A 19,706-nucleotide genomic window follows, 5' to 3' on the forward strand; every position below is an offset into this window, starting at 1 on the left:
CCGGCGGCGGCCGCCCGGGACCGTTACGGCTTGCGGGCCACCGCTCCGTACATCGCGATGTCCTCGTCGCGGATGCCCTTCTCGCCGGTGCCGTCCGGATGCCACTGGTGGACCTGGACGATGCCGGGCTCGACCAGGTCGAGTCCCTCGAAGAACTCGTGGGCCTCGTCGATGGTCCGCAGCCGCATCGGCATGTCGCGGGCCGCGTACTCGCGGGCGACCCGGCCCACCTCCTGCGGGGCGAACTCGGCGGTGCCGATGGTCATGGCCAGATAGCTCCCGGAAGGCAGCGGTTCCAGGAGGCGGCGGACGATGCCGACCGCGTCGTCCTCGTCGAGGACGAAGTGCACGATCGCGATCACGGTGAGCGCGACGGGCTCGCCCAGGTCCAGGGTGCTGCGGAACTCGGCGGACTCCAGGACGGCCTCGGGGCGCTGGAAGTCGGCCTCGATGTAGGTCGTCCGGCCCTCGGGCGTGCTGGACAGCAGGCCCTGGGAGAGGGTGAGGACGATCGGGTCGTTGTCGACGTAGACCACGCGGGAGGCGGGCGCCACCGACTGCGCGATCTCGTGCAGGTTCGGGGAGGTGGGGATGCCGGTGCCGATGTCGAGGAACTGGCGGATGCCGGCCTCCTCGGCCAGCCACCGCACCGCGCGGTTCATCCAGTCGCGGTTGGCGCGCATGTGGACGGGGAGCGCGGGCCACTCCGCGGCCATCGCGTCCCCCGCCTCACGGTCGGCGGGATAGTAGTCCTTCCCGCCGAGGATGTAGTCGTAGATCCGGGCCGAATGCGCGTGCTCGGTGTCGATCCGGTCGGCCGGCCATCCGCTGTCGGACAACGTTCGCCCCTCTCCATTCGGGTCATGCTTCGGGTCGTACGGTACGAGTGAATTCCACTGAACTCCACGCGCCGACCGGCTTGTCCGGCACCGGAGGCCGTCGTGAGCACGTCCGCGTGGCCACCTCCGTGTGCCCACGCCCGCGAGGTCACCTCCGCCAGATCACCGCCGCCAGGTCACCGTCCGCGAGGTCACATCTCCTTGCGCAGCGCGCCGAGGACGCCCTCGGTGCCTCTTGCCGGCACGGCCTGGGCTCCCAGCCGGTCCAGGGCCTCGCGGTAGACCACCACGTCGTCGCGCTTGTCCAGGTAGACGGCGCCCACGAGACCGCCGAGGTAGACGATGTCGGGCAGTTCCGGGGCCCGGAAGCGGAAGAGGTCGTACGCTCCCGCCCGCATGGCGGGGTGCGGACCGGACTCGAACGGCATGATCTGGAGCGTCACATGGGGCAGCCGGCCCACCTCGATCAGATGGTCCACCTGCTCCCGCATCACCCGGGAACCGCCCACGGGCCAGCGCAGAACCGTTTCGTCCATGACCACCCACAGCCGGGGCGGGTTGGGCCGGGTGAGCAGTTCCTGGCGCCGCATGCGCAGCGCCACCCGCCGCTCGGTGGCCGTCGAGGAGGCGTGCGGATTGCCCGCGCTCAGCAACGCCCGCGCGTAGGCCGGGGTCTGCAGCAGGCCGTGCACGAACTGGGGCTCGTAGCCGCGGATGTGCAGGGCCGCCTGCTCCAGGCTCAGGTAGGCCGCGAACCAGTCCGGCATGACGTCCCGGTAGGTGTGCCACCACCCCCGCTTGTTCGCCTCGCGCGCCGACTTCAGGAAGGTGTCGATCTCCTGCTGGTCGCGGACGCCGTAGATCTGGAGCAGCTTCTCCACGTCCGGCAGGCGCAGCCGCGCCACCTTCGCGGCCTCCATGCGGCGGATCGTGGAGTGGCTCACCCCGATCGCCTCACCGGCCTGTTCGAAGGTCAGACCGGCCCGGGTGCGCAGATCCTCCAACTGCCTGCCGAGGATCATGCGCAGCACGGAGGGGGCACCGCCCCAGTCGGTCTCGGCGGTCACACCGTCTTCCTTTCGCCCGTCTTCCGCGCCCGGCTCCGGATGCGCAGTCTGTCACGCGGACGCGTCCGCCCGAGGAGCATGCCGTCACTCAGCTGCAATTTTCAACTTGGCGGTTGCGCAGTGTTGTTGACGGATGACACAGTGGCTGCACCGCCCCCTGTTTCCTCCTTTCGCCAACCGAACACCAGACCCGTCCTGCCGAGGACGCATCCCCCACCCCCGGGACGGTCCGGCATGACAACGTTCTCCTGGTGCTCCGCCGGTTGTACGCGTCGAAGGACACCCCCCATGGACCTGCAGCACACCCGTGATCCACGCCCGTCCGCGGCCACCGCGCGTGAGGGCGCGTGCACGTCCCGCAGCGCCCGGTCGCCCTTGCACGGCACTGCCGGTCCGGCCGCGCTCCGCCTCCCCGCCGGGCTGCGCTCCGGTCTCGGCCACGATGCGGTGGGGACCTGCCCGGAGCACGGTGAACGCATCCTGGCCGCCCTCCCCCGCGCCGGGTGCGTCTTCGCCGACGAGGGCCGTTGGTGGTGGATCGTCCCCTCCGGGTCCGACGTCGGAGTGGCCTGGCCGCACAGCACCCGCTACGTCTTCGGCGACCCTTCGTGGACACGCCCGACGGCAGCGGGCCGTGCAACCGGCCCGCGCCTGGTGCACGGCCCGGACGGCGACTCCCCCTACACGGCGCCCATACCGCTGTTCTTCCTCGTCTGCCGGCTCACCGGCGTGCCACCGCGCTGGTCCCTGACGCCCTGACCCTCCCCGATGCCCTGAGGCCGCGCCGACCGCGCAACTGCGGCTTCCCGTAAGCCTCGTCCGGGGAGCGTCCGGGCTTCACCCGGCTCCACCGGGTGCCGCCGACGCCGTCCCGGCGGTCGACGCGGTCGCGCACACCGGTACCGCGCGCAACTGTCCCGCGCACACCGCGCCGCGCGCACAGGTTGTTCCCGCGCGCGACTCTCCCGCGCGCAGCTTCCCCGCGCACATTCGGTCCCGCGCGCATCCGCGCCGGCCGTCGGGCAGGAACGGCAGGTCCTTCCGCCTCCACTTCCACGGATCGTCGTGGACATCGGTGGTACAGACCATCCAGCATCATGAGTGGTGGCGCACATGTCAACAACGGGATACGTAACGTCCCGCGTTCGGCGGGCACTTGCCCAATCGAGGGCTTTGTCCGCTTCACCTCTCGAACCTGGAGGGCCTTCTTCCGATTGATCTCGTTCAACTAGTTGACATGCGCAGGGAAGGGCTACAACCCTGCAAGTCCCCCCACACCAAGGAGGACCGTGTGCTTTCCCCACGCAAGCTGACGGCGTCCCTGGCCGTCGCGGCGTCCATCGGCGCCATCGCCGTCGTCGGCGGCCCGGCCGAGCACGCTTCCGCCGTGCCGGACACCATCCCGCTCACCCTGAAGAACGACTCGGGCAACGCCGAGCAGGTCTACGTCTACGTGATCGGCACCGAACTCGCTTCCGGCACGCAGGGTTACGCGGACGAGAGCGGAGCCTTCCACGCCTGGCCGGCCGGCGGCGCTCCGCCGGTCCCCGCCCCCGACGCCTCGTTCGAGGGGCCTGCAAACGGCGGGTCAAAGACCGTTCAGCTTCCGAAGTTCTCCGGCCGGGTCTACTTCTCGTACGGCAAGAAGCTGGACTTCCGGCTCGCCGACGGCGGCCTCGTGCAGCCCGCCGTCCAGAACGCCGACGACCCCAACCACGACACGCTGTTCAACTGGACCGAGTACACGCTCAACGACTCCGGTCTGTGGATCAACTCCACCCAGGTGGACATGTTCTCGGCGCCGTACTCCGTCGGTCTGACGGCGGGCGACGGCTCCACGAAGCAGACGGGTTCGCTGAAGCCCGGCGGGTACAAGGCGGTCGCCGACGGCCTCACCCAGCAGGGCGGAGGCTGGGAGGGACTGGTCCAGACCCAGGGCGACGGCTCCCCGCTGCGCGTCCTGGCCCCCGGGCACGGCATCGGCTCCGGCGACATACCCACCGACGTGCTGGACGACTACATCAACCGCGTCTGGGACAAGTACGGCACCGACACGCTGACGGTGACGCCGTTCAAGGACCAGCCGGACACGAAGTTCTTCGGCAAGGTCAACGGCGACAAGATGGACTTCACCGACGGCAGCGGCGCGGTGGTGACCTCCTTCGAGAAGCCCGACTCCGACTCGGTCTTCGGGTGCTACAACAAGCTCGACGCCCCCAACGACCAGGTGCGCGGCCCCATTTCGCGGACCCTGTGCGCCGCGTACAACCGCTCCACGCTGCTCACCAACTCCGAGCAGCCGGACGCCGACAACTCCGGGTTCTACCAGGACGACGTCACCAACCACTACGCCCGCCTCATCCACGGCCAGATGCAGGACGGCCAGGCGTACGCCTTCGCCTTCGACGACGTCGGCAACCACGAGTCGCTGGTGCACGACGGCGACCCCAAGGACGCGGCGATCACGCTCGAGTCCTTCGGCTGACCCGGCCGGCCCCACCCGCGCCCGGACAGCACGACCTTCCCCCCACCTCCTCGGCCCGCTCCCCTTCGTGGGAGCGGGCCCACGAAGGGAGAGACATGGCCTCCTCAAGACTGCTGCGCAGTTGCCTGCTCGCCACCCTGTCGGCCACCCTCGTCGCGGCCGCCGCGGTGACCCCCGCGCAGGCGGAGCAGAAGCCGGAGTCCGCCCAGGCGGTGACGTTCTCCGACACGTTCGACGGACCCGCCGGATCGGGCGTCGACTCCGGCAAGTGGCAGCTCGAAACCGGCGACAACGTCAACAACCACGAGCGGCAGTACTACACGCCCGGCACCGACAACGCGAAGCTCGACGGCCAGGGCAACCTGGTGATCGAGGCCCGCCGCGAGAACCCGGGCAACTACCAGTGCTGGTACGGCACCTGTGAGTACACCTCGGCGCGGTTGAACACCTCGGGCAAGTTCACCGCGACCTACGGTCACGTCGAGGCCCGGATGAAGATCCCGCGCGGGCAGGGCATCTGGCCCGCGTTCTGGATGCTGGGCCAGGACATCGGCGACGTCGGCTGGCCCAACTCGGGCGAGATCGACATCATGGAGAACGTCGGCTTCGAACCGTCGACCGTCCACGGCACCATCCACGGTCCCGGCTACTCCGGCGAGGGCGGCATCGGCGCGGGCTACACGCTGCCGAACGGCGAGGCGTTCGCGGACGCCTTCCACACCTTCGCGGTGGACTGGGCACCGGACAAGATCACCTGGTCGGTCGACGGCAACGTCTTCCAGACCCGCACGCCCGCCGACCTGAACGGCAACGCGTGGGTCTTCGACAAGCCGTTCTTCCTCATCCTGAACCTCGCGGTCGGCGGCTACTGGCCCGGCGACCCCGACGGCTCGACCACCTTCCCGCAGCAACTGGTCGTCGACGAGGTGACGGTCACCACCAGCGACGGCTGACCCCTGCACAACCGCCACCCCGCGCGGACGCCGGGGCTGGGAGAGGGCACGCGCCCGCTCGCAGCCCCGGCGTCCCGCGTTCAGGAGGAGGTCGTCCTGGCGGCGTCGGCCTTCGGAGCGTCCTCCTCCGGGGCCGCGGGTGGCGGAAAGATCAGGTCCTCGAGCGCGTCGGCGGCGAACAGGAAGGCCATCATCACGACGGGTAGGAGCAGCGCGAGCAGAATCACAGGACCTCCCGGCAGGTCGGTCTGTGGGCTTCGTGGCCCGGCTTCCAGGATGACCCCGAATGGCTCAGTGCGCACGGCGGGCGCCACCCCGCCCCGCGGGCTCGCCCGTCCGATGCCCGGCGCACGCCCGCGCCCGGCCGCGCCCCGGGCCCTTCCACGGTGGCGTTCGAGGGCCCCGGCGGTGTGCAATGGCCGCGTGAACAACCCCGCTCCCGGCGCAGAGCGCCCCGAACGTGCCCGTCCCGCCTCCCACAGCCTGACCGGCGTCGGTCTCGCCGTCCTCGATCCCGCCGGCCGGGTCCTGCTCGGCCTCGGTCGTGACGGGCGCTGGGAACTTCCGGGCGGCAAGGTCGACCCGGGCGAGGACTTCGAGACGGCGGCCTGCCGGGAGCTGGCGGAGGAGACCGGGCTGACGGCGGCCGTCGCGGACGTACGGGTACTCGCCGTACTGGTCGACGGCATGGCCGGTCTGACCCGGGTGACGGCCGCCGCCGTCACCGGGCGGGCGTCGGGTGCGCCCCGGGTCACCGAGCCGGACAAGATCGTGCGCTGGCAGTGGTTCGCCCGCGAGGCGGTACCGGCCGCGCTCTTCCCGCCGTCCGCCTCGGTCCTGGACTGCCTGTGGCCGGGGGCACCGCGGCGCGGTGCCGACGGGGTGCGGCACTACGACGTGACCTGAGCGTCGGGGCAGCACACCGGGGCGCCCGCCCGCCGGGACGCAGCCCGCGGGGGACGTTGTCCGCCACGGCACGCTCCATTGACATGGACGCGCCCCGGCGCGACTCTGAGAGCGCTCTCAGGATCGGTACGGACCAATTCCCCCACACCCCGCACGGAGGTGGAGAGTGCTCACGAGACTCAGACGCCGTCTGCTCGCCGTGGCCACGGCCGCAGGCCTGGCCGGTGCCCTGCTCACGTTCGGCGGCGCACCGGCCGCGGACGCCGCGGTGCCTGCCACCATTCCTCTGAAGATCACGAACAACGCCGGCCGCGGCGACGCGGTGTACGTCTACAACCTCGGCACTTCGCTGACCACCGGTCAGCAGGGCTGGGCCGACGCGAACGGCACGTTCCACGCATGGCCCGCGGGCGGCAATCCCCCCACCCCGGCACCGGACGCGTCCATCCCCGGACCGGCCGCCGGACAGACCAAGACCATCCGGATCCCCAAGCTCTCGGGACGCATCTACTTCTCCTACGGGCAGAAGATCGACTTCCGGCTGACCACGGGCGGCCTCGTGCAGCCCGCGGTCCAGAACCCGAGCGACCCCAACCGCAACATCCTGTTCAACTGGTCCGAGTACACGCTCAACAACGACGGACTGTGGCTGAACAGCACGCAGGTCGACATGTTCTCCGCGCCCTACACGGTGGGCGTCCAGCGCGCCGACGGCAGCGTGACCAGTGCCGGGCAGCTCAAGGCCGGCGGCTACAACGGGGTGTTCAACGCGCTGCGGGCGCAGTCCGGCTGGGGCGGGCTGATCCAGACCCGGCCCGACGGCACCGTCCTGCGGGCACTGGCCCCGCTGTACGGAGTGGAGACGGGGGCGCTGCCCGCGTCGGTCATGGACGACTACATCAACCGCGTGTGGCAGAAGTACGCGACGACCACGCTCACCGTCACGCCCTTCGGGGACCAGCCGAACACCAAGTACTTCGGCCGTGTCTCGGGCAACGTCATGAACTTCACCAACAGCTCAGGCGCGGTCGTCACGAGCTTCCAGAAGCCCGACGCCTCCAGCGTCTTCGGCTGCCACCGGCTCCTCGACGCCCCCAACGACCAGGTGCGCGGGCCGATCTCCCGCACTCTGTGCGCGGGCTTCAACCGCTCGACGCTGCTGAGCAACCCGAACCAGCCCGATTCCTCGGCGGCCGGCTTCTACAAGGAGTCGGTGACCAACCACTACGCCCGGATCATCCACGACCGGATGGCCGACGGGAAGGCGTACGCATTCGCCTTCGACGACGTCGGCAACCACGAGTCCCTGGTGCACGACGGCAACCCGGCGGAGGCCCGGCTCACCCTCGCCCCGCTCGACTGACCGCCCGGTACGACGCGAGCCCGCCCCCTCCCCCGCCGGCGCGGCCGGAGGGTGCGGGCTCTGCCCCCTCCGGCCCGGGGTTCATGTCGTGGGCGGGCCGGCCGGTGAGAACTGGTAGAGGAAGAAGTCGGTCACGGGCCGGTAGCCGATGCGCCGGTAGAGCCCGTTGCTGGTGGGATTGGCCAGGTCGGCGAAGAGCACGAGGTCCGTTGCTCCCCGGGCCAGCGCGGCCCGGCTCGCCGCGACCGTCGCGGCGCCCCCGTATCCGCGACCGCGCAGGTGGGCGGGGGTGTAGACGGGGGCCAGCCGGGCCTGGCCGGCCACCACCGGGCTCAGTCCCGCCATGGAGACCGGCGCGCCGTCCGGGGTCTCCCAGAACGTGACCCGCTCGCCCGCGATGCGCTCGTCGGCCCACCCGGCGGCGCCGGACGGGATCGTATGCGTGGCGAGCGCGAACTCGTCGTGCCAGGCGATGAGTTGGGCGCGGTCCCGATCGCCGGCGACCCTGGCCCGCCCTTCCGGCACCGGCGTCGGCGGGGTGAGCGTGTCCAGGCGGTAGAGGCGATGCCGTTCGGCGAGGTCCGGGGCGGCACCGGTGTGCCGCTGCCATGCCTCGGCGAAGGCGGTGGCGGTGGCGTGGTCCGCGTTCACGCCCGGCAGCAGGTGGCCGAGGGCGGACAGGCGGGCGGCGAGGGCGTCGGCGTCGTCGGAGGAGAGCCGAGTCACGCTCAAGTGGCGCGGCGGGGTGCGGAAGAAGGAGGCGACGACCTCGCCTGCCCGCTCCAGCCACCCGAAGACGGGGGTTCCGTCGCCGAACGCGTTCATCCCCCGGGTGCGGAGTGTCTCGGTCACCGTCAACTGCAGGGTGTGCGGGCCGGGTCGCGAGCGGAGGAACCCTTCGGTGCGGGCCAGGAAGTCGTCGAGGTCATGGGTGACGTGCCAGTCGTCCGGATGCATGCTTCATGATGCCGAGCACGTCCGCCCCGCGCCCCCGCTTTTCCGGGCGGCCGGTCCCGTCCGTCTGCCATCCGCACCCGCCGGGGGGGGAGGTGGGCGGGGGCGGTGAACCGGGGTTCGTGGAGGACGTGCCGGCCCGTGCGGGCGGTTGCCGGTCAGGGCACCAGGGCCGCGGCGAGTCCGGCCGGCCGGGCGGCGAACGGGCTGTGGCTGCCGGGGAGGGTGCGTACGGTGAACGGGCTGTCCGGCATCGCCCGGTCCGCTTCCCTGATCATCAGGTCCTGCACCGCCGGTGTCAGCGCGCGGTCCTCCGCACAGCGCACGAAGGTCCGCGGGATCCGCCCCCAGCGTTCGCCGGTCAACGTGACGGGGGTGGTCGGGACGGCCAGGGGCAGGTCGGTGATCAGGGCGGAGCGCCGGCGGTCGAACAGGTGCGCCGGCGTGTCGTGGTAGTGGGCCCGGCGCAGCTCCTCGACGTAGCCGGGGTCCGGGGAGAGCGGGTTGATCCGGATGGCGCCCAACTCCCCCGGGTCGCCGATGTGCAGGCCGTCGCCCTGTGCGGCGGCGTTCTCCGGCGTACCGAGGTAGTCGGCGAACCGGGGCCGTGCGGCGGGGACGAACGCGGACAGGTAGACGATCCGGTCGACCAGTTCGGGGGCCCGCTCCGCGGCGAGTGACGCGGGGCCGCCGCCCGCGCTGTGCGCGACGAGCACGACTTCACGGTACGGGCGGACCCGCCGCAGGGTCTCCAGGACGCGGTCGGCGCAGTCGTCCATGGTCACGTCGGCCAGCGGCGACTTCTCGTCGCGCAGGCCGGGTTGGCCGGGCCGGAGGTATCCGCTGGGCAGCGGGGCGTCGAGGCCGTGTCCCGGCAGGTCGACGGCCACGCTCGCGGCGCCGAGGCCGGCGAGTTCGCGCTGGGTCGCCGCCCACTGGGCGGAACTGTGCCAGGCGCCGTGGACCAGGACGAGGACGGTGCCGGACGGAGGGTGCTGTGTCATGTATGCATCCCAGCGCCCGGAGCCGCCCGTATCCAGTTCCAGATATGACACGCTGGCCGGTGATACCCACGAGATATGACGGGAGGAGGCTGCCGTGGAGGTGCGTCATCTGCGGTACGCGCTGGCTCTCGCCGAGCACGGGCACTTCGGCCGGGCGGCCCGGGCGGTGGGCATCGCGCAGCCCCCGCTGTCGAAGCAGATCGCCGACCTGGAGCGCGAGGTGGGTGCGCGGCTGTTCGACCGCACCCGGCAGGGTGTGTTCCCGACGGCCGCGGGCCGGGCGTTCCTGGCGCGGGCCCGCACGGCGCTGGACGAGATCGCCGGGGCCGCCCTCGACGCGGGCCGGGCCGCCCGGGGCGAGACCGGCCGGCTGCGGCTGGGGTTCATCGCGTCGGCGCTGCTGGATCCCCTGCCCACCGTCCTGCACCGCTTCGGTCGCGAACGCCCCGACGTGCGGCTGGAGTTGCACGAGATGGGGACCAGTCGCAGCACCGCCGCCCTCGTCGCCGGGGAACTGGACGTGGCCGTCACCCTCGGCCGGCCGCGCGGAGCCGGAGCCGAGCACCTGGTGTCAGTACCGATCGGGCACGACCATCTGGTCGCCGTGGTGAGTACCGCGCACCCCTACGCGGGCCAACCGTCGGTGAGCGTCGGCCAGTTGCGGCGACAGCCGCTGATCGTGTCGTCCGGGACGGACGAGCCCGCCGTCGTCGCCGGGCTGCACGCGCTGCTGGGCAAGGACTCGGAGGCGCTGTCGGGGGCGACCGTCGCCCGGGACATCCACACGATCATCGGCCTCGCCGCCTCGGGCGTCGGTGTCGGCCTGGGACCCTCCCGGATGCTGGCCGCGGCTCGTCCGGGCGTCCGGTTCTGCGAGGTGGCCCCGCGTACGGCCCTGCCCGACCTGGTGCTGTCCTTCGGCGCCCGCGACCACTCCCCCGTACTGGCCGCCTTCCTGGACACCGTCCGCAGGAACTGCCCCGACGTGGGCGCCGCCCTGGACCGGCGGTCGGCCCGGCCCGGCTGAGGCCCGGGGCGCCGGTGGGACACGCCTCGGCGACGGGGCCCGCCAGGTGCAGTGCGGGGGACGCACCTCGGGAGCGCCGCGTCCAGACGGTTGCCGGCCGGGCGGGGCCCCCGCGTGTCCGGGCCCGTCATGACGGGCCCTGCTCCCGATACAGCACGAGGTGTTCGTGGTACAGCACTCCGTCACGGATGTCGCCCGTCGCGGTGAACCCGGTGTCGTCGACGTAGTCCAGGTGGCTGCCGGTGACCGTGTACCGGCCGGTGTACGCGCTGCGCCGGTCGCCGCGCGCCTCGTCGTAGCGGCCGTTCGGCAGCAGCTGCTGACGGATGTATCCGTCAGCGGTTACCCAGGTCCCTACGACGTCGGGGTGCGTGGGACGATCGGTGTCCGCGGAACGGTCGTGGTCCGCGGAGCCATCACTGTTCCTGGAGCGGTCGGTGTCGGTGGGGCGGCCGGTCATGGCGGGGTCCTCTGCTCGGTGGTGTGGCTGCGTGCTCCACCGAGTCTGTGCGGGGCGCCGACGGCCGGCCAGGACACGGGCAGCCCGGGTGCGGCACACCCCGGAAGCCCGCGGCCACTCCGGAAGCCCGCGGCCGACCGGACCGCGCCGCACCCCGGGGGGCCGGCAGCTCGCCTCGGCGGCCCGGCGGTCAACCGGTCAGCACGATCCGGCCGAAGACCTCGCCGGCGTCCATCCTCCGGTGCGCCTCGGCCGCCTGTGCCAGGGGCAGCACCTCGTGGACGACCGTCTCCAGCTCCCCGCGCCCCGCGGCGGCGAACTGCTCGGCCCGCACGGCGTGCAGCTCGGCTGCGGAAACGGTGGCCGCGCTGAAGGTGGCGAAGGACATCGACTTCTGGAAGGACGCCATCAGACGGGTGCCGAAGTCCGCGGGAGGCTGCCCCGCTACCGCGCCGACGACCACCATCCGGCCGTTGGGCGCGAGCCTGTCGAAGTAGTCGGGCAGTTCCGCCCCGGCCACGACGTCCACGATGACGTCGTAGGCCCGGGGAGCGTCCGCGTCGCCCTGCCCCGAGCGGTCCAGGACATGGGTCGCGCCGAGCCCGCGCAGACGCTCGCCCCTGGCCGCCGACGACGTCGTGACCGCCACCGCGGCGGCACCGCCGCGGGCGGCGAGCTGGACCGTCATGATCCCGATGCTGCCGGCCGCGCCGCGCACCAGCACCGACTCGCCGGGGGCGAAGCGGGCGTGGGCGAGCCCGAAGTGGGCCACCACGCCGGCGCTTCCGAGCGTCACCGCGTCCACGGCGGACAGGCCGGCCGGCAGGGTGAGGAGCTCGTCGGCCGGGGCGGTGGCCTGCTCGGCGTAGCCGCCGCCCGCTCCGGTCGGCGCCCACACCCGCCGGCCGGTCCAGGCGGTGTCGACGCCGGCGCCGACCGCCGTCACGGTGCCCACGACCTCGACACCGGGGACGTACCCCTCCCGGAAGCCGTAGGAGGCCAGCGCGCCGCTGCGGATCACGGCATCGGCCCCACTCACGCCGATGGTCTCGGTGTCGACCAGTACCTCTCCCGCGGCGGGGACGGGAGCCGGCAGGTCGACGACCGCCAGACCGTCGGGGCCGCCGAACGCCTGGATCTCCACTGCCTTCATGTGCCGTCGTCTCCTCGTGCGGTGCCGGTACCGGAACGTGCCCTTCGGACGCTAACGGACGCCACCGTCCACTTCGCTAAAGTGAGAGCGGTGACCGGTCAAGTGACTCATCCCCTGCGCTCCGACGCCCGGGACAACCGCGAGCGCATCCTCGACGCGGCCCGCGCGCTGTTCGCCGCCGAGGGGCTGCACGTGCCGATGCGGGAGGTCGCCCGGCGGGCCGGCGTCGGGCCCGCCACCCTGTACCGGCGGTTCCCGACCAAGCAGGAGTTGGTCACCGAGGCGTTCGCGGACCAGCTGCGCGCGTGCCGGGTGATCGTCGACGAGGGGCTCGCCCACCCGGACCCCTGGCGCGGTTTCTGTCTCGTCGTCGAGAAGACCTGCGAGCTGCACGCGCGGCATCCGGGTTTCACCGAGGCGTTCATGGCGGCCTATCCGAACGCGATGGACTTCGCCGCGGCCCGCGCGTACTCGCTCAGGTCCGTCGGTGAACTGGCCCGGCGCGCCCAGCGCGCCGGCGGTCTGCGGCCGGACTTCGTCCTGGGCGACCTGATTCTCATGATCATGGCCAACCGGGGCATCGGGGCCGCGTCGACGACCGCTCGCGTCGCGGCCTCCCGGCGCTTCGCCGCGCTGGTGATCCAGGCATTCCGGGCCTCGTCGGAGCGCGTGCCGCTGCCGCCGGTGCCGCCGCTGGGGCCCGCGTCACCCGGCTGACCCGGTCGGCCCACGGCGGGCGTTTCCTCCCGGGCCGACGCTCGTTGGGGCGGACATGATCAAGAAGCTCGCCTGTGTCTCCGTCCTGGCCGCCGCCCTGCTGGCCTCCGCTCCCCTCGCAGAGGCCGCCCCCGTGCCCGATCCGTCCGCCGGTGTCCCCGGTGGCCCGCTCCTGAACGGGCTGCTCGGATCGCTGGAGGTGGGGCACCCCGCCACCTCGCCGCAGTCGCTCCTGCCCGCGGGCATCCTCGGCAGGTGACGGACGCCGGGCGGTCGGGGGCTCTCGCCCCGGCCCGCCCGGCGGTTCAGAGGAACTGCTGCAGCACGAGCACCACGGCGCCCGCGACCGCGAGTGCCGTGGCCGCCGTACGGGTCCTCCGGACGTTCAGCCGCCGGGTCAGGGGCCCGGCGAGCAGCACGCCGGCCACGGCGGCGGGCGCGAGGAGCACGGTGCCCCGCAACGCGTGGGCGCCGACCGTGCCGGCCGCCGTCAGCGCGGTGAGGCTCATCAGGGAGCCGACGAGGAAGAAGGCGCTCATGGTGGCGCGCAGTTCGGGGCCGCTGAGCCGCTGCCACACCATCGCCATGGGCGGTCCGCCGATGGACGTGGCCGTGCCCATCAGGCCCGAGGCCATCCCGGCCAGGACCACCGCCGAGCGCCGTTGGCTCGGTACGAAGCCCGCGACGCTCACGACGGCCCCGGTGAGGACGACCCCCGCGATCAGCAGGGCGAGGTGGCGGGCGGGAAGGGCGACGACGAGCAGTGTGCCCGCCAGGACGCCCGGCAGCCGGCCGACCAGGGCCCAGACCAGGCCGCGCAGGTCGGCCCGGCCGCGTTCGCGCAGGAGCACCGTCGCCGTCACGCCGGAGGCGAGCAGCAGGACGGCCGTGGGGGCGAGCGCCGGGTCCACGAGGGAGAAGACCGGTGCGGCGAGCATGCCGAGCCCGAAGCCGATGGAGACCTGGAGCAGCGCGCCGACGGCCACCGTGACCGAGAGCACCACGAGTTCCGGCCCGGTCAGGCCCACGAGGATCCGGCCGCCAGGGGGAAGTGGCACAGGGCGGTGTGGGGTTCGCCCCCGTCCGCGGTCCCGCGCGCGGCGGCCGGCGGGGCCTCGCTCGCGCACTGCTCCTCGGCCCGTGGGCAGCGGGTGCGGAAGCGGCAGCCCGAGGGGATGTCGAACGGTGACGGGATCTCGCCCCTGAGCTGGATCTCCTCGCGGCGGGAGCCGCCGCCGGGGTGGAGGACGGGGGCGGCCGACATCAGGGCCGCGGTGTAGGGGTGCCGGGGAGTCTCGAAGACCTCGTCGGTCTCCCCGTGTTCGACGACCTTGCCGAGGTACATCACCGTGACCCGGTCGGAGATGTGGCGCACCACGGACAGGTCGTGGGAGATGAACACGTAGGTGACGCCGAGGCGGGTGCGCAGGTCGGACAGGACGTTGAGGACCTGCGCCTGGACCGAGAGGTCGAGGGCGGAGACGGGTTCGTCGCAGACGACCAGGTCGGGGTCGAGGGCGAGCGCGCGGGCGATGCCGATGCGCTGGCGCTGTCCGCCGGAGAACTCGTTCGGGTAGCGGTGGGCGTCGCCCGCCCGCAGCCCGACCAGGTCGAGGAGCTCGCGGATCCGCTTCTCACGGGCCCCGGCGCCCGGCACGACGTCCCGGTGGGTGCGCCAGGGTTCGCCGATCAGGTCGGCGGCCGACATTCGGGCGTTGAGCGAGGCGAAGGGGTCCTGGAAGACCATCTGCACCCGTCGGCGCCAGGCCAGCAGCTCCTTGCCGCGCAGGGCGAAGGGGTCGGTGCCGTCGAAGCGGACGGTGCCCGCGTCCGGGCGCTCCAGGCCGAGCAGCACCCGGGCCAGGGTGGACTTGCCGCAGCCCGACTCGCCGACCAGTCCGAGGGTCGTGCCCCGGCCGACCTCGATGTCCACGCCGTCCAGCGCGGTCAGCCGGCGGCGGCCGCTGCCGAAGGCCTTGGTGACGCCCCGCACTTCGAGCAGCGGGGTGTCCTCCCGCGGCCCCTCGGCCGCGGGCCCGGGGGTGGTGGTGGCGGACTCAGGCACGGTCGAGCTCCTCGGAGAAGTGGCAGGCGGCCGAGCGGCCCTCGCCCGCCGGGCGCGGCACCGGCCGCTCCCGGACGCAGCGCTCGCGCACCAGGGGGCAGCGGGCCTGGAAGACGCAGCCGGCGGGCACCGCGCTCAGCTCGGGCGGGCTGCCGGGAACGGCGGGCAGCGGCCGTCCGCGCACGCTGTCCTCGGGGACCGAGTCGAGCAGTCCGCGGGTGTAGGGGTGGCGGGGTGCGGCGAAGACGTCGCGGACGGGGCCGTTCTCCACGACGGTGCCCGCGTACATGACCACCACGTCGTCGGCGCGCTGGGCGACCACGGCCAGGTCGTGGGTGATCAGGACGACGGCCATGTCCCGCTCGTCCTGGAGGTCCCGCAGCAGCCGCATGATCTGCGCCTGCACGGTGACGTCGAGGGCGGTGGTGGGTTCGTCGGCGATGAGCACATCGGGGGCGAGGGCGACGGCCATCGCGATGAGCAGCCGCTGCCGCATGCCGCCGGAGAACTGGTGCGGGTAGGACCGGGCGCGCTGTCGCGGCTCGGGGATGCCCACCCTGGTCATCAGCTCGATCGCCTTCTCCCGGGCCTGGCGGCGGGAGAGTCTCCGGTGGATGCGGAAGGGTTCGCCGATCTGCCGGCCCACCGGCTGCACCGGGTTGAGGGCGGTCAGCGCGTCCTGGAAGACGATGGACAGCACCGGACCGGCCAGCCGGCGGCGCTGCGCCGGGCTCATGCGGAGCGTGTCGTCGCCCCTGACCCGTACCGCCCCGCCGGTCACCGCCGCCGCGGGGTCGAGGAGTCCGACGACGGACAGGGCCGTCATCGACTTGCCGCAGCCGGACTCCCCCAGCAGGGCCAGGGTGCGGCCGCGGCGGACGCTGAAGCTGACCCCGTCGACCGCCCGTACGGTCCCCGAGGGCGTACTCAGCTCCACGCACAGTCCCTCGACGTCGAGGGCCGGGGTGTCGGCGTCGGAACGCGTGGGCGGGCTGGTGGTCGTCACGGGATCATCTCCGGGGGTACGGGGGCCGAGCGGGGCCGGCGCCTCTTGGGCAGCGTCAGGCGCCAGCGCTGGGCGGGGTCGGTGGCGATGCGGGCCCAGGCGGCGAGCACCGTCGCGGACACGGTGGTGAGCACGATGGCCAGGCCCGGCAGCACGGTGATCCACCAGGCGGTCTGCAGGTACTGCCGCCCCTGGGCGACCATGAGGCCCCAGCTGACGTCCGGGGGCTGGATGCCGATGCCGAGGAAGCTGAGCGAGGACTCGGTGAGCATGACGAAGCAGAAGTCGAGGGTGGCGACGGTCAGCAGGGTCGGCAGGGCGATCGGCAGGACATGCCGGTAGATGATCATGCGGCTGGGGGTGCCGAAGGTGCGGGCCGCGTCCACGAAGAGGCGGCTGCGCAGCTCGGCCGCCTCCGCGCGCGCGGTGCGCAGGTATACGGGGATGCGGGTCACGGCCAGGATCAGTACGAGGTTCAGCGCGCTGGGCGAGAAGACGTAGAGGACGACGACCGCGATCAGCAGCGAGGGGAAGCTGAGGATCACGTCGGCGACCCGCATCGCGACGCTCTCGCGGCGTCCGCCGTGGTAGCCGGCCCACAGTCCGAGGGCCGAGCCGATGGCGAGGGAGCACAGCACGGCGGGGACGGCCACGGAGAGGGTGGTGGCCGTCGCCTCGACCAGCCGGGCCACCATGCTGCGTCCCAGGACGTCGGTGCCGAGCAGCCCGTACACCCCGTCGTCCAGGGACGGTGGCCGCAGGGAGGCGTCGAGTTCCTGGCGCCGGGCGCGGTCGCCGATGGCCGGGCGGCCGAAGAGGGCCACGAGGGCGACCACGGCGATGATCACGGCGCCGACGGCCGCGGCCCGGTCGCGGCCCAGCATCCGCCAGTGGCTCGGCCGGCGGGGGCGGGCGGCGGACGCCCCACCCGCGGCGTCCGCCACGTCGGTGGTGTCCGGGGAGTTGGTGGCTTCCGGGGCGTCGGTCTCTTCTCGGGGCATGGTGCTTCCTTCGCTCACGCCGGCACCGCCTGACGCACGCGGGGGTCGGTCAGCGCGTGGCAGACGTCGACGAGGATGTTGAGCGCGAAGATCGTCACGGCGGTCATGAGCACGGCCGCCTGGAGGACCGCGAAGTCGCGCTGCAGGATGGAGTCGATCATGAGCTTGCCGATGCCGGGCCAGCCGAAGATCGTCTCGACGATCACCGCGCCGTTGACGAGGCCCACGGCCAGGTCGCCGGCCACGGTGAGGACCGGGGTCACGGCGTTGCGCAGGGCGTGGCCGAAGACGACGCGCCGGGGCGTGGCGCCCTTGCTCCGGGCGATCTTGACGTAGGGCGCGGACAGCGCGGTGACCATGCTGCCGCGCACCACCTGGACGAGGACGCCGAAGGGGCGGATCAGCAGGGTGGCGACGGGCAGCACCCAGATCTCGGGGCCGCCGATCGTGCCCGAGGTGGGCAGCAGGCCGAGGCTGACGCCGAAGACCAGGACGCCCATGACCGCGAACCAGAAGTCGGGAATGCTGGCGGCCGTCATCGACAGCAGGCTCGCGATCCGGTCGATCGGGGAGTTGGGCCGGTAGGCGGCGAGGCTGCCCACCAGTACGGCCCCGGTGACGGCCAGCAGCATGGTGACGCCGGCGAGTTGCAGGGTGACGGGGAAGGCGTCGAAGACCATCTCGCCGGCCGGCCGGCCGGTCCGCAGCGAGGTGCCGAAGTCCAGGTGGGCCGCGTCGGTGAGGTAGTTCCACAGCTGGACGGGGATCGACAGGTCGAAGCCGTGCGCGGCGGAGAACTCGGCCCGCTGCTCGGGCGTGGCGCTCAGCGGCAGGTAGAGGTCGACGGGGTTGCCGGTCATCCGGGCCAGGAAGAACACGCCGAGGACGACGCAGACCAGGGGGACGGCGCTGGAGAGGATGCGTGTGCGCAGGAACGGGATCATGTCAGTCCTTCGCCCCCTTGGCCGGGTGGACCTCGGACAGCCGCAGCTCGTCCCCGGTGGCGGAGTTCGGTTCGTAGCGGATCGACCGGGACAGGCCGAGGAGTCCGCTCATGTGCGCGATGTGGGCGTACTGGACGACGTCCTCGTTCTGCTCGGCGAGCAGGCCGGCGAAGGCGCGCTGCCGCTTCTCGCCCGACAGCGCGCCGGCCTCGGTGATGCGGCGGTCCAGCGCCTCGGTGCCGAACGTGGACTGGGGGCCGTCGCCGAGCAGGTACTGGCTGGTGGTGAACCCGGCGTCACCGGCCTGGTTGCCGTGCATGATCAGCAGGGCGATCGGGCCCACGTCCTCGGGCAGCGGGCGGAGCTGGTACTGGAGGTGGGTGGCGGTGTCGGCCATGCGGACCTTGACGTTCAGCCCGATCTGCTGCATCTGGTACTGCAATGCCTCCGCCGTCTCCGACACGCCCGAGAACATGCCGTTGCGGGCGACGAGGGTGATCTGCCGGCCGGTGGGCACGCCGTCGGCCGCCGCCCGCTCCACCAGGGCGCGGGCCTCGGTGACGTTCTGCCGGGTCGGTGAGATCTCGTCGCTGTGCCCGACCACGCCGGGCGGGACGAGCTGGCCCGCCGGTTCGGCGAGGCCGCCGAGGAGGGCGTCGACGATGCCCTCGCGGTCCACGGCCAGGTCGACGGCCCGGCGCACGCGCAGGTCGTCGAGGGGGGCCTCACGGCCGTCGAGTCTGAGGGCGGTCGTCTCGTTGTTGGGATAGGCGGCCGTGGTGTCCTTGCCGGCCTCCATCGGGTCGAGCGCGACGGCGATCTCCGCCTCGCCCTTGTCGATCATCGCGGCGCGCACACTTGCGTCGCTGCGCCACACGTAGCGGGCCCGCGCGAAGTCGGGGGCCTCGCCCCAGTAGCCGTCGTAGCGGTCGAGGGAGATGGCCGCCCCGGCCTTCCAGGAGCCGACCGCGTAGGGCCCGGTGCCGACCGGGACGCGGACCTTGGCCCCGGTGTCGGTGGTGCGGGGCACGATCTCCACGAAGCTGATGCGCAGCGGCAGGATCGGGTCCGGTTCCTCGGTGGTGACGGTCAGCCGGTGGTCGTCGACCGCCTCCACCTCGAGGTCGTCGTTGCCGAAGACGTAGCCCTCGACGTTGCAGGCGAGGTCGGAGTTGACCGCGCGGTCGATGGAGAAGGCGGCGTCCTCGGCGGTGAGGGGCGCGCCGTTGTGGAAGGTCACTCCGGAGCGGATGTCGAAGGTCCAGGTACGTGGCGCCGTCTGCTTCCAGCCGGTGGCCAGCAGGGGGTCGAGCTCGCCCGAGGCGGGGTCCCGTTCGACCAGCGGCTCGGTGATGTTGGAGCGGACCACGACGCCGGTACCGGTCAGCGAGGCCTCGCAGGGTTCCAGGGTGGGCGGTTCCTGGGTGAGCACGACCCGCAGGGTGCGGCCGTCGGCCCGGCCGGCGTCACCGCCCGCGCTGCCTGCCACGGCGCATCCGCTGGATGCGAACACGAGGCCCGCCAGCAGCATCGCGCCCACGGCGCGGGGTCGCCCCGGCGCGGCGCGCCGGGTGGATGAAACGGAGGACTTCATCGTCACGTGTCTCCGGGGAAGTGCTGATGTGTCACGTTCCGAACTCGGGGGCTGTGAGGCGGCTTCCACGAGCTGTTTACACTTGCGCACTCGGTCTGCATCTGTGAACGCCGAAGCTAAACCGGTGCCGGGGCAGCGTCAAGACATACGGAGGACCTGACATTCCCC

The 19,706-nt window shown here is 72.6% G+C and carries 21 protein-coding genes; 8 read left to right on the forward strand and 13 right to left on the reverse strand.

The window, feature by feature from the left end; genetic code table 11:
- Positions 1 to 23 precede the first annotated feature (23 nt).
- Together IG94_RS0106905 and IG94_RS0106910 are read right to left on the reverse strand one after the other, a co-directional pair.
- The gene (locus tag IG94_RS0106905; protein WP_031032507.1) at positions 24 to 839 is read right to left on the reverse strand and encodes an SAM-dependent methyltransferase; all 816 of its coding nucleotides are present in this window, start codon (positions 837 to 839) and stop codon (positions 24 to 26) included.
- Between the two features lie 191 nt (positions 840 to 1,030).
- Positions 1,031 to 1,906 carry a helix-turn-helix domain-containing protein gene (locus IG94_RS0106910; protein WP_031032508.1) on the reverse strand — a complete coding sequence of 292 codons (876 nt, stop codon included), beginning with the start codon at positions 1,904 to 1,906 and terminating at the stop codon, positions 1,031 to 1,033.
- Positions 1,907 to 2,194: 288 nt separating this feature from the next.
- On the opposite strand from IG94_RS0106910, the gene IG94_RS0106915 reads away from it, so the two are divergent.
- The 3 genes from IG94_RS0106915 to IG94_RS0106925 all read left to right on the forward strand — a co-directional run bounded on the left by IG94_RS0106915 (position 2,195) and on the right by IG94_RS0106925 (position 5,344).
- Positions 2,195 to 2,665 (forward strand): hypothetical protein, encoded by a 471-nt coding sequence (locus tag IG94_RS0106915; RefSeq protein WP_031032509.1) that lies wholly within the window; start codon positions 2,195 to 2,197, stop codon positions 2,663 to 2,665.
- A gap of 532 nt (positions 2,666 to 3,197) precedes the next feature.
- The gene (locus IG94_RS0106920) at positions 3,198 to 4,391 is read left to right on the forward strand and encodes a glycoside hydrolase family 64 protein (RefSeq protein WP_031032510.1); all 1,194 of its coding nucleotides are present in this window, start codon (positions 3,198 to 3,200) and stop codon (positions 4,389 to 4,391) included.
- A gap of 95 nt (positions 4,392 to 4,486) precedes the next feature.
- Complete coding sequence (locus tag IG94_RS0106925) at positions 4,487 to 5,344, forward strand: glycoside hydrolase family 16 protein (protein WP_031032512.1); 858 nt, start codon at positions 4,487 to 4,489, stop codon at positions 5,342 to 5,344.
- A gap of 80 nt (positions 5,345 to 5,424) precedes the next feature.
- On the opposite strand, the gene IG94_RS41530 is transcribed toward IG94_RS0106925, so the two are convergent.
- Positions 5,425 to 5,571, reverse strand: a complete 147-nt coding sequence (locus IG94_RS41530; protein ID WP_037770726.1) for a hypothetical protein — start codon at positions 5,569 to 5,571, stop codon at positions 5,425 to 5,427.
- Between the two features lie 196 nt (positions 5,572 to 5,767).
- On the opposite strand from IG94_RS41530, the gene IG94_RS0106935 reads away from it, so the two are divergent.
- Both IG94_RS0106935 and IG94_RS0106940 read left to right on the forward strand, forming a co-directional pair.
- Positions 5,768 to 6,250 (forward strand): nucleotide triphosphate diphosphatase NUDT15, encoded by a 483-nt coding sequence (locus IG94_RS0106935; RefSeq protein WP_031032515.1) that lies wholly within the window; start codon positions 5,768 to 5,770, stop codon positions 6,248 to 6,250.
- 166 nt (positions 6,251 to 6,416) lie between these two features.
- Positions 6,417 to 7,613, forward strand: coding sequence for a glycoside hydrolase family 64 protein (locus IG94_RS0106940; protein ID WP_031032516.1), 1,197 nt, complete (start codon positions 6,417 to 6,419; stop codon positions 7,611 to 7,613).
- Positions 7,614 to 7,694: 81 nt separating this feature from the next.
- Here the strand turns inward: IG94_RS0106940 and IG94_RS0106945 are convergent, their stop codons facing one another.
- Positions 7,695 to 8,570, reverse strand: a complete 876-nt coding sequence (locus tag IG94_RS0106945) for a GNAT family N-acetyltransferase (protein ID WP_031032517.1) — start codon at positions 8,568 to 8,570, stop codon at positions 7,695 to 7,697.
- Between the two features lie 155 nt (positions 8,571 to 8,725).
- The gene (locus IG94_RS0106950) at positions 8,726 to 9,571 is read right to left on the reverse strand and encodes an alpha/beta fold hydrolase (protein WP_031032518.1); all 846 of its coding nucleotides are present in this window, start codon (positions 9,569 to 9,571) and stop codon (positions 8,726 to 8,728) included.
- Positions 9,572 to 9,665: 94 nt separating this feature from the next.
- On the opposite strand from IG94_RS0106950, the gene IG94_RS0106955 reads away from it, so the two are divergent.
- Positions 9,666 to 10,598 carry a LysR family transcriptional regulator gene (locus IG94_RS0106955; protein ID WP_031032521.1) on the forward strand — a complete coding sequence of 311 codons (933 nt, stop codon included), beginning with the start codon at positions 9,666 to 9,668 and terminating at the stop codon, positions 10,596 to 10,598.
- A gap of 127 nt (positions 10,599 to 10,725) precedes the next feature.
- Here IG94_RS0106955 and IG94_RS44020 read toward each other — a convergent pair whose 3' ends face one another.
- Together IG94_RS44020 and IG94_RS0106965 are read right to left on the reverse strand one after the other, a co-directional pair.
- Positions 10,726 to 11,058: an Atu4866 domain-containing protein gene (locus tag IG94_RS44020; protein ID WP_031032523.1), complete on the reverse strand. Its 333-nt coding sequence runs from the start codon at positions 11,056 to 11,058 to the stop codon at positions 10,726 to 10,728.
- A gap of 190 nt (positions 11,059 to 11,248) precedes the next feature.
- Positions 11,249 to 12,211, reverse strand: coding sequence for a zinc-binding dehydrogenase (locus IG94_RS0106965; protein WP_031032525.1), 963 nt, complete (start codon positions 12,209 to 12,211; stop codon positions 11,249 to 11,251).
- Positions 12,212 to 12,301: 90 nt separating this feature from the next.
- Between IG94_RS0106965 and IG94_RS0106970 the strand changes: the two genes are divergently transcribed.
- Positions 12,302 to 12,928: a TetR/AcrR family transcriptional regulator gene (locus IG94_RS0106970; protein WP_031032534.1), complete on the forward strand. Its 627-nt coding sequence runs from the start codon at positions 12,302 to 12,304 to the stop codon at positions 12,926 to 12,928.
- Between the two features lie 55 nt (positions 12,929 to 12,983).
- Positions 12,984 to 13,187, forward strand: coding sequence for a hypothetical protein (locus tag IG94_RS0106975; protein WP_031032536.1), 204 nt, complete (start codon positions 12,984 to 12,986; stop codon positions 13,185 to 13,187).
- A 46-nt stretch (positions 13,188 to 13,233) separates the two neighbouring features.
- Here IG94_RS0106975 and IG94_RS41535 read toward each other — a convergent pair whose 3' ends face one another.
- The 6 genes from IG94_RS41535 to IG94_RS0107005 are packed head-to-tail and all read right to left on the reverse strand — an operon-like array spanning position 13,234 to position 19,433.
- Complete coding sequence (locus IG94_RS41535) at positions 13,234 to 13,986, reverse strand: sulfite exporter TauE/SafE family protein (RefSeq protein ID WP_224326409.1); 753 nt, start codon at positions 13,984 to 13,986, stop codon at positions 13,234 to 13,236.
- Positions 13,947 to 14,993 carry an ABC transporter ATP-binding protein gene (locus IG94_RS41540; RefSeq protein WP_031032540.1) on the reverse strand — a complete coding sequence of 349 codons (1,047 nt, stop codon included), beginning with the start codon at positions 14,991 to 14,993 and terminating at the stop codon, positions 13,947 to 13,949. The genes IG94_RS41535 and IG94_RS41540 overlap by 40 nt, the downstream gene beginning before the upstream one ends.
- Entirely contained in the window at positions 14,986 to 15,999 is a 1,014-nt protein-coding gene (locus tag IG94_RS0106990) for an ABC transporter ATP-binding protein (protein WP_031032541.1), read from the reverse strand. The genes IG94_RS41540 and IG94_RS0106990 overlap by 8 nt, the downstream gene beginning before the upstream one ends.
- The gene (locus tag IG94_RS0106995) at positions 15,996 to 17,000 is read right to left on the reverse strand and encodes an ABC transporter permease (RefSeq protein ID WP_078892194.1); all 1,005 of its coding nucleotides are present in this window, start codon (positions 16,998 to 17,000) and stop codon (positions 15,996 to 15,998) included. The genes IG94_RS0106990 and IG94_RS0106995 overlap by 4 nt, the downstream gene beginning before the upstream one ends.
- 14 nt (positions 17,001 to 17,014) lie before the next feature.
- Positions 17,015 to 17,944 (reverse strand): ABC transporter permease, encoded by a 930-nt coding sequence (locus IG94_RS0107000; protein WP_031032545.1) that lies wholly within the window; start codon positions 17,942 to 17,944, stop codon positions 17,015 to 17,017.
- 1 nt (position 17,945) lies between these two features.
- The gene (locus IG94_RS0107005) at positions 17,946 to 19,433 is read right to left on the reverse strand and encodes an ABC transporter substrate-binding protein (protein ID WP_224326407.1); all 1,488 of its coding nucleotides are present in this window, start codon (positions 19,431 to 19,433) and stop codon (positions 17,946 to 17,948) included.
- Positions 19,434 to 19,706: the final 273 nt, after the last annotated feature.

The sequence above is a fragment of the Streptomyces olivaceus genome, assembly GCF_000721235.1.
In the GTDB taxonomy this organism is placed as follows: Bacteria; Actinomycetota; Actinomycetes; order Streptomycetales; family Streptomycetaceae; genus Streptomyces; species Streptomyces olivaceus.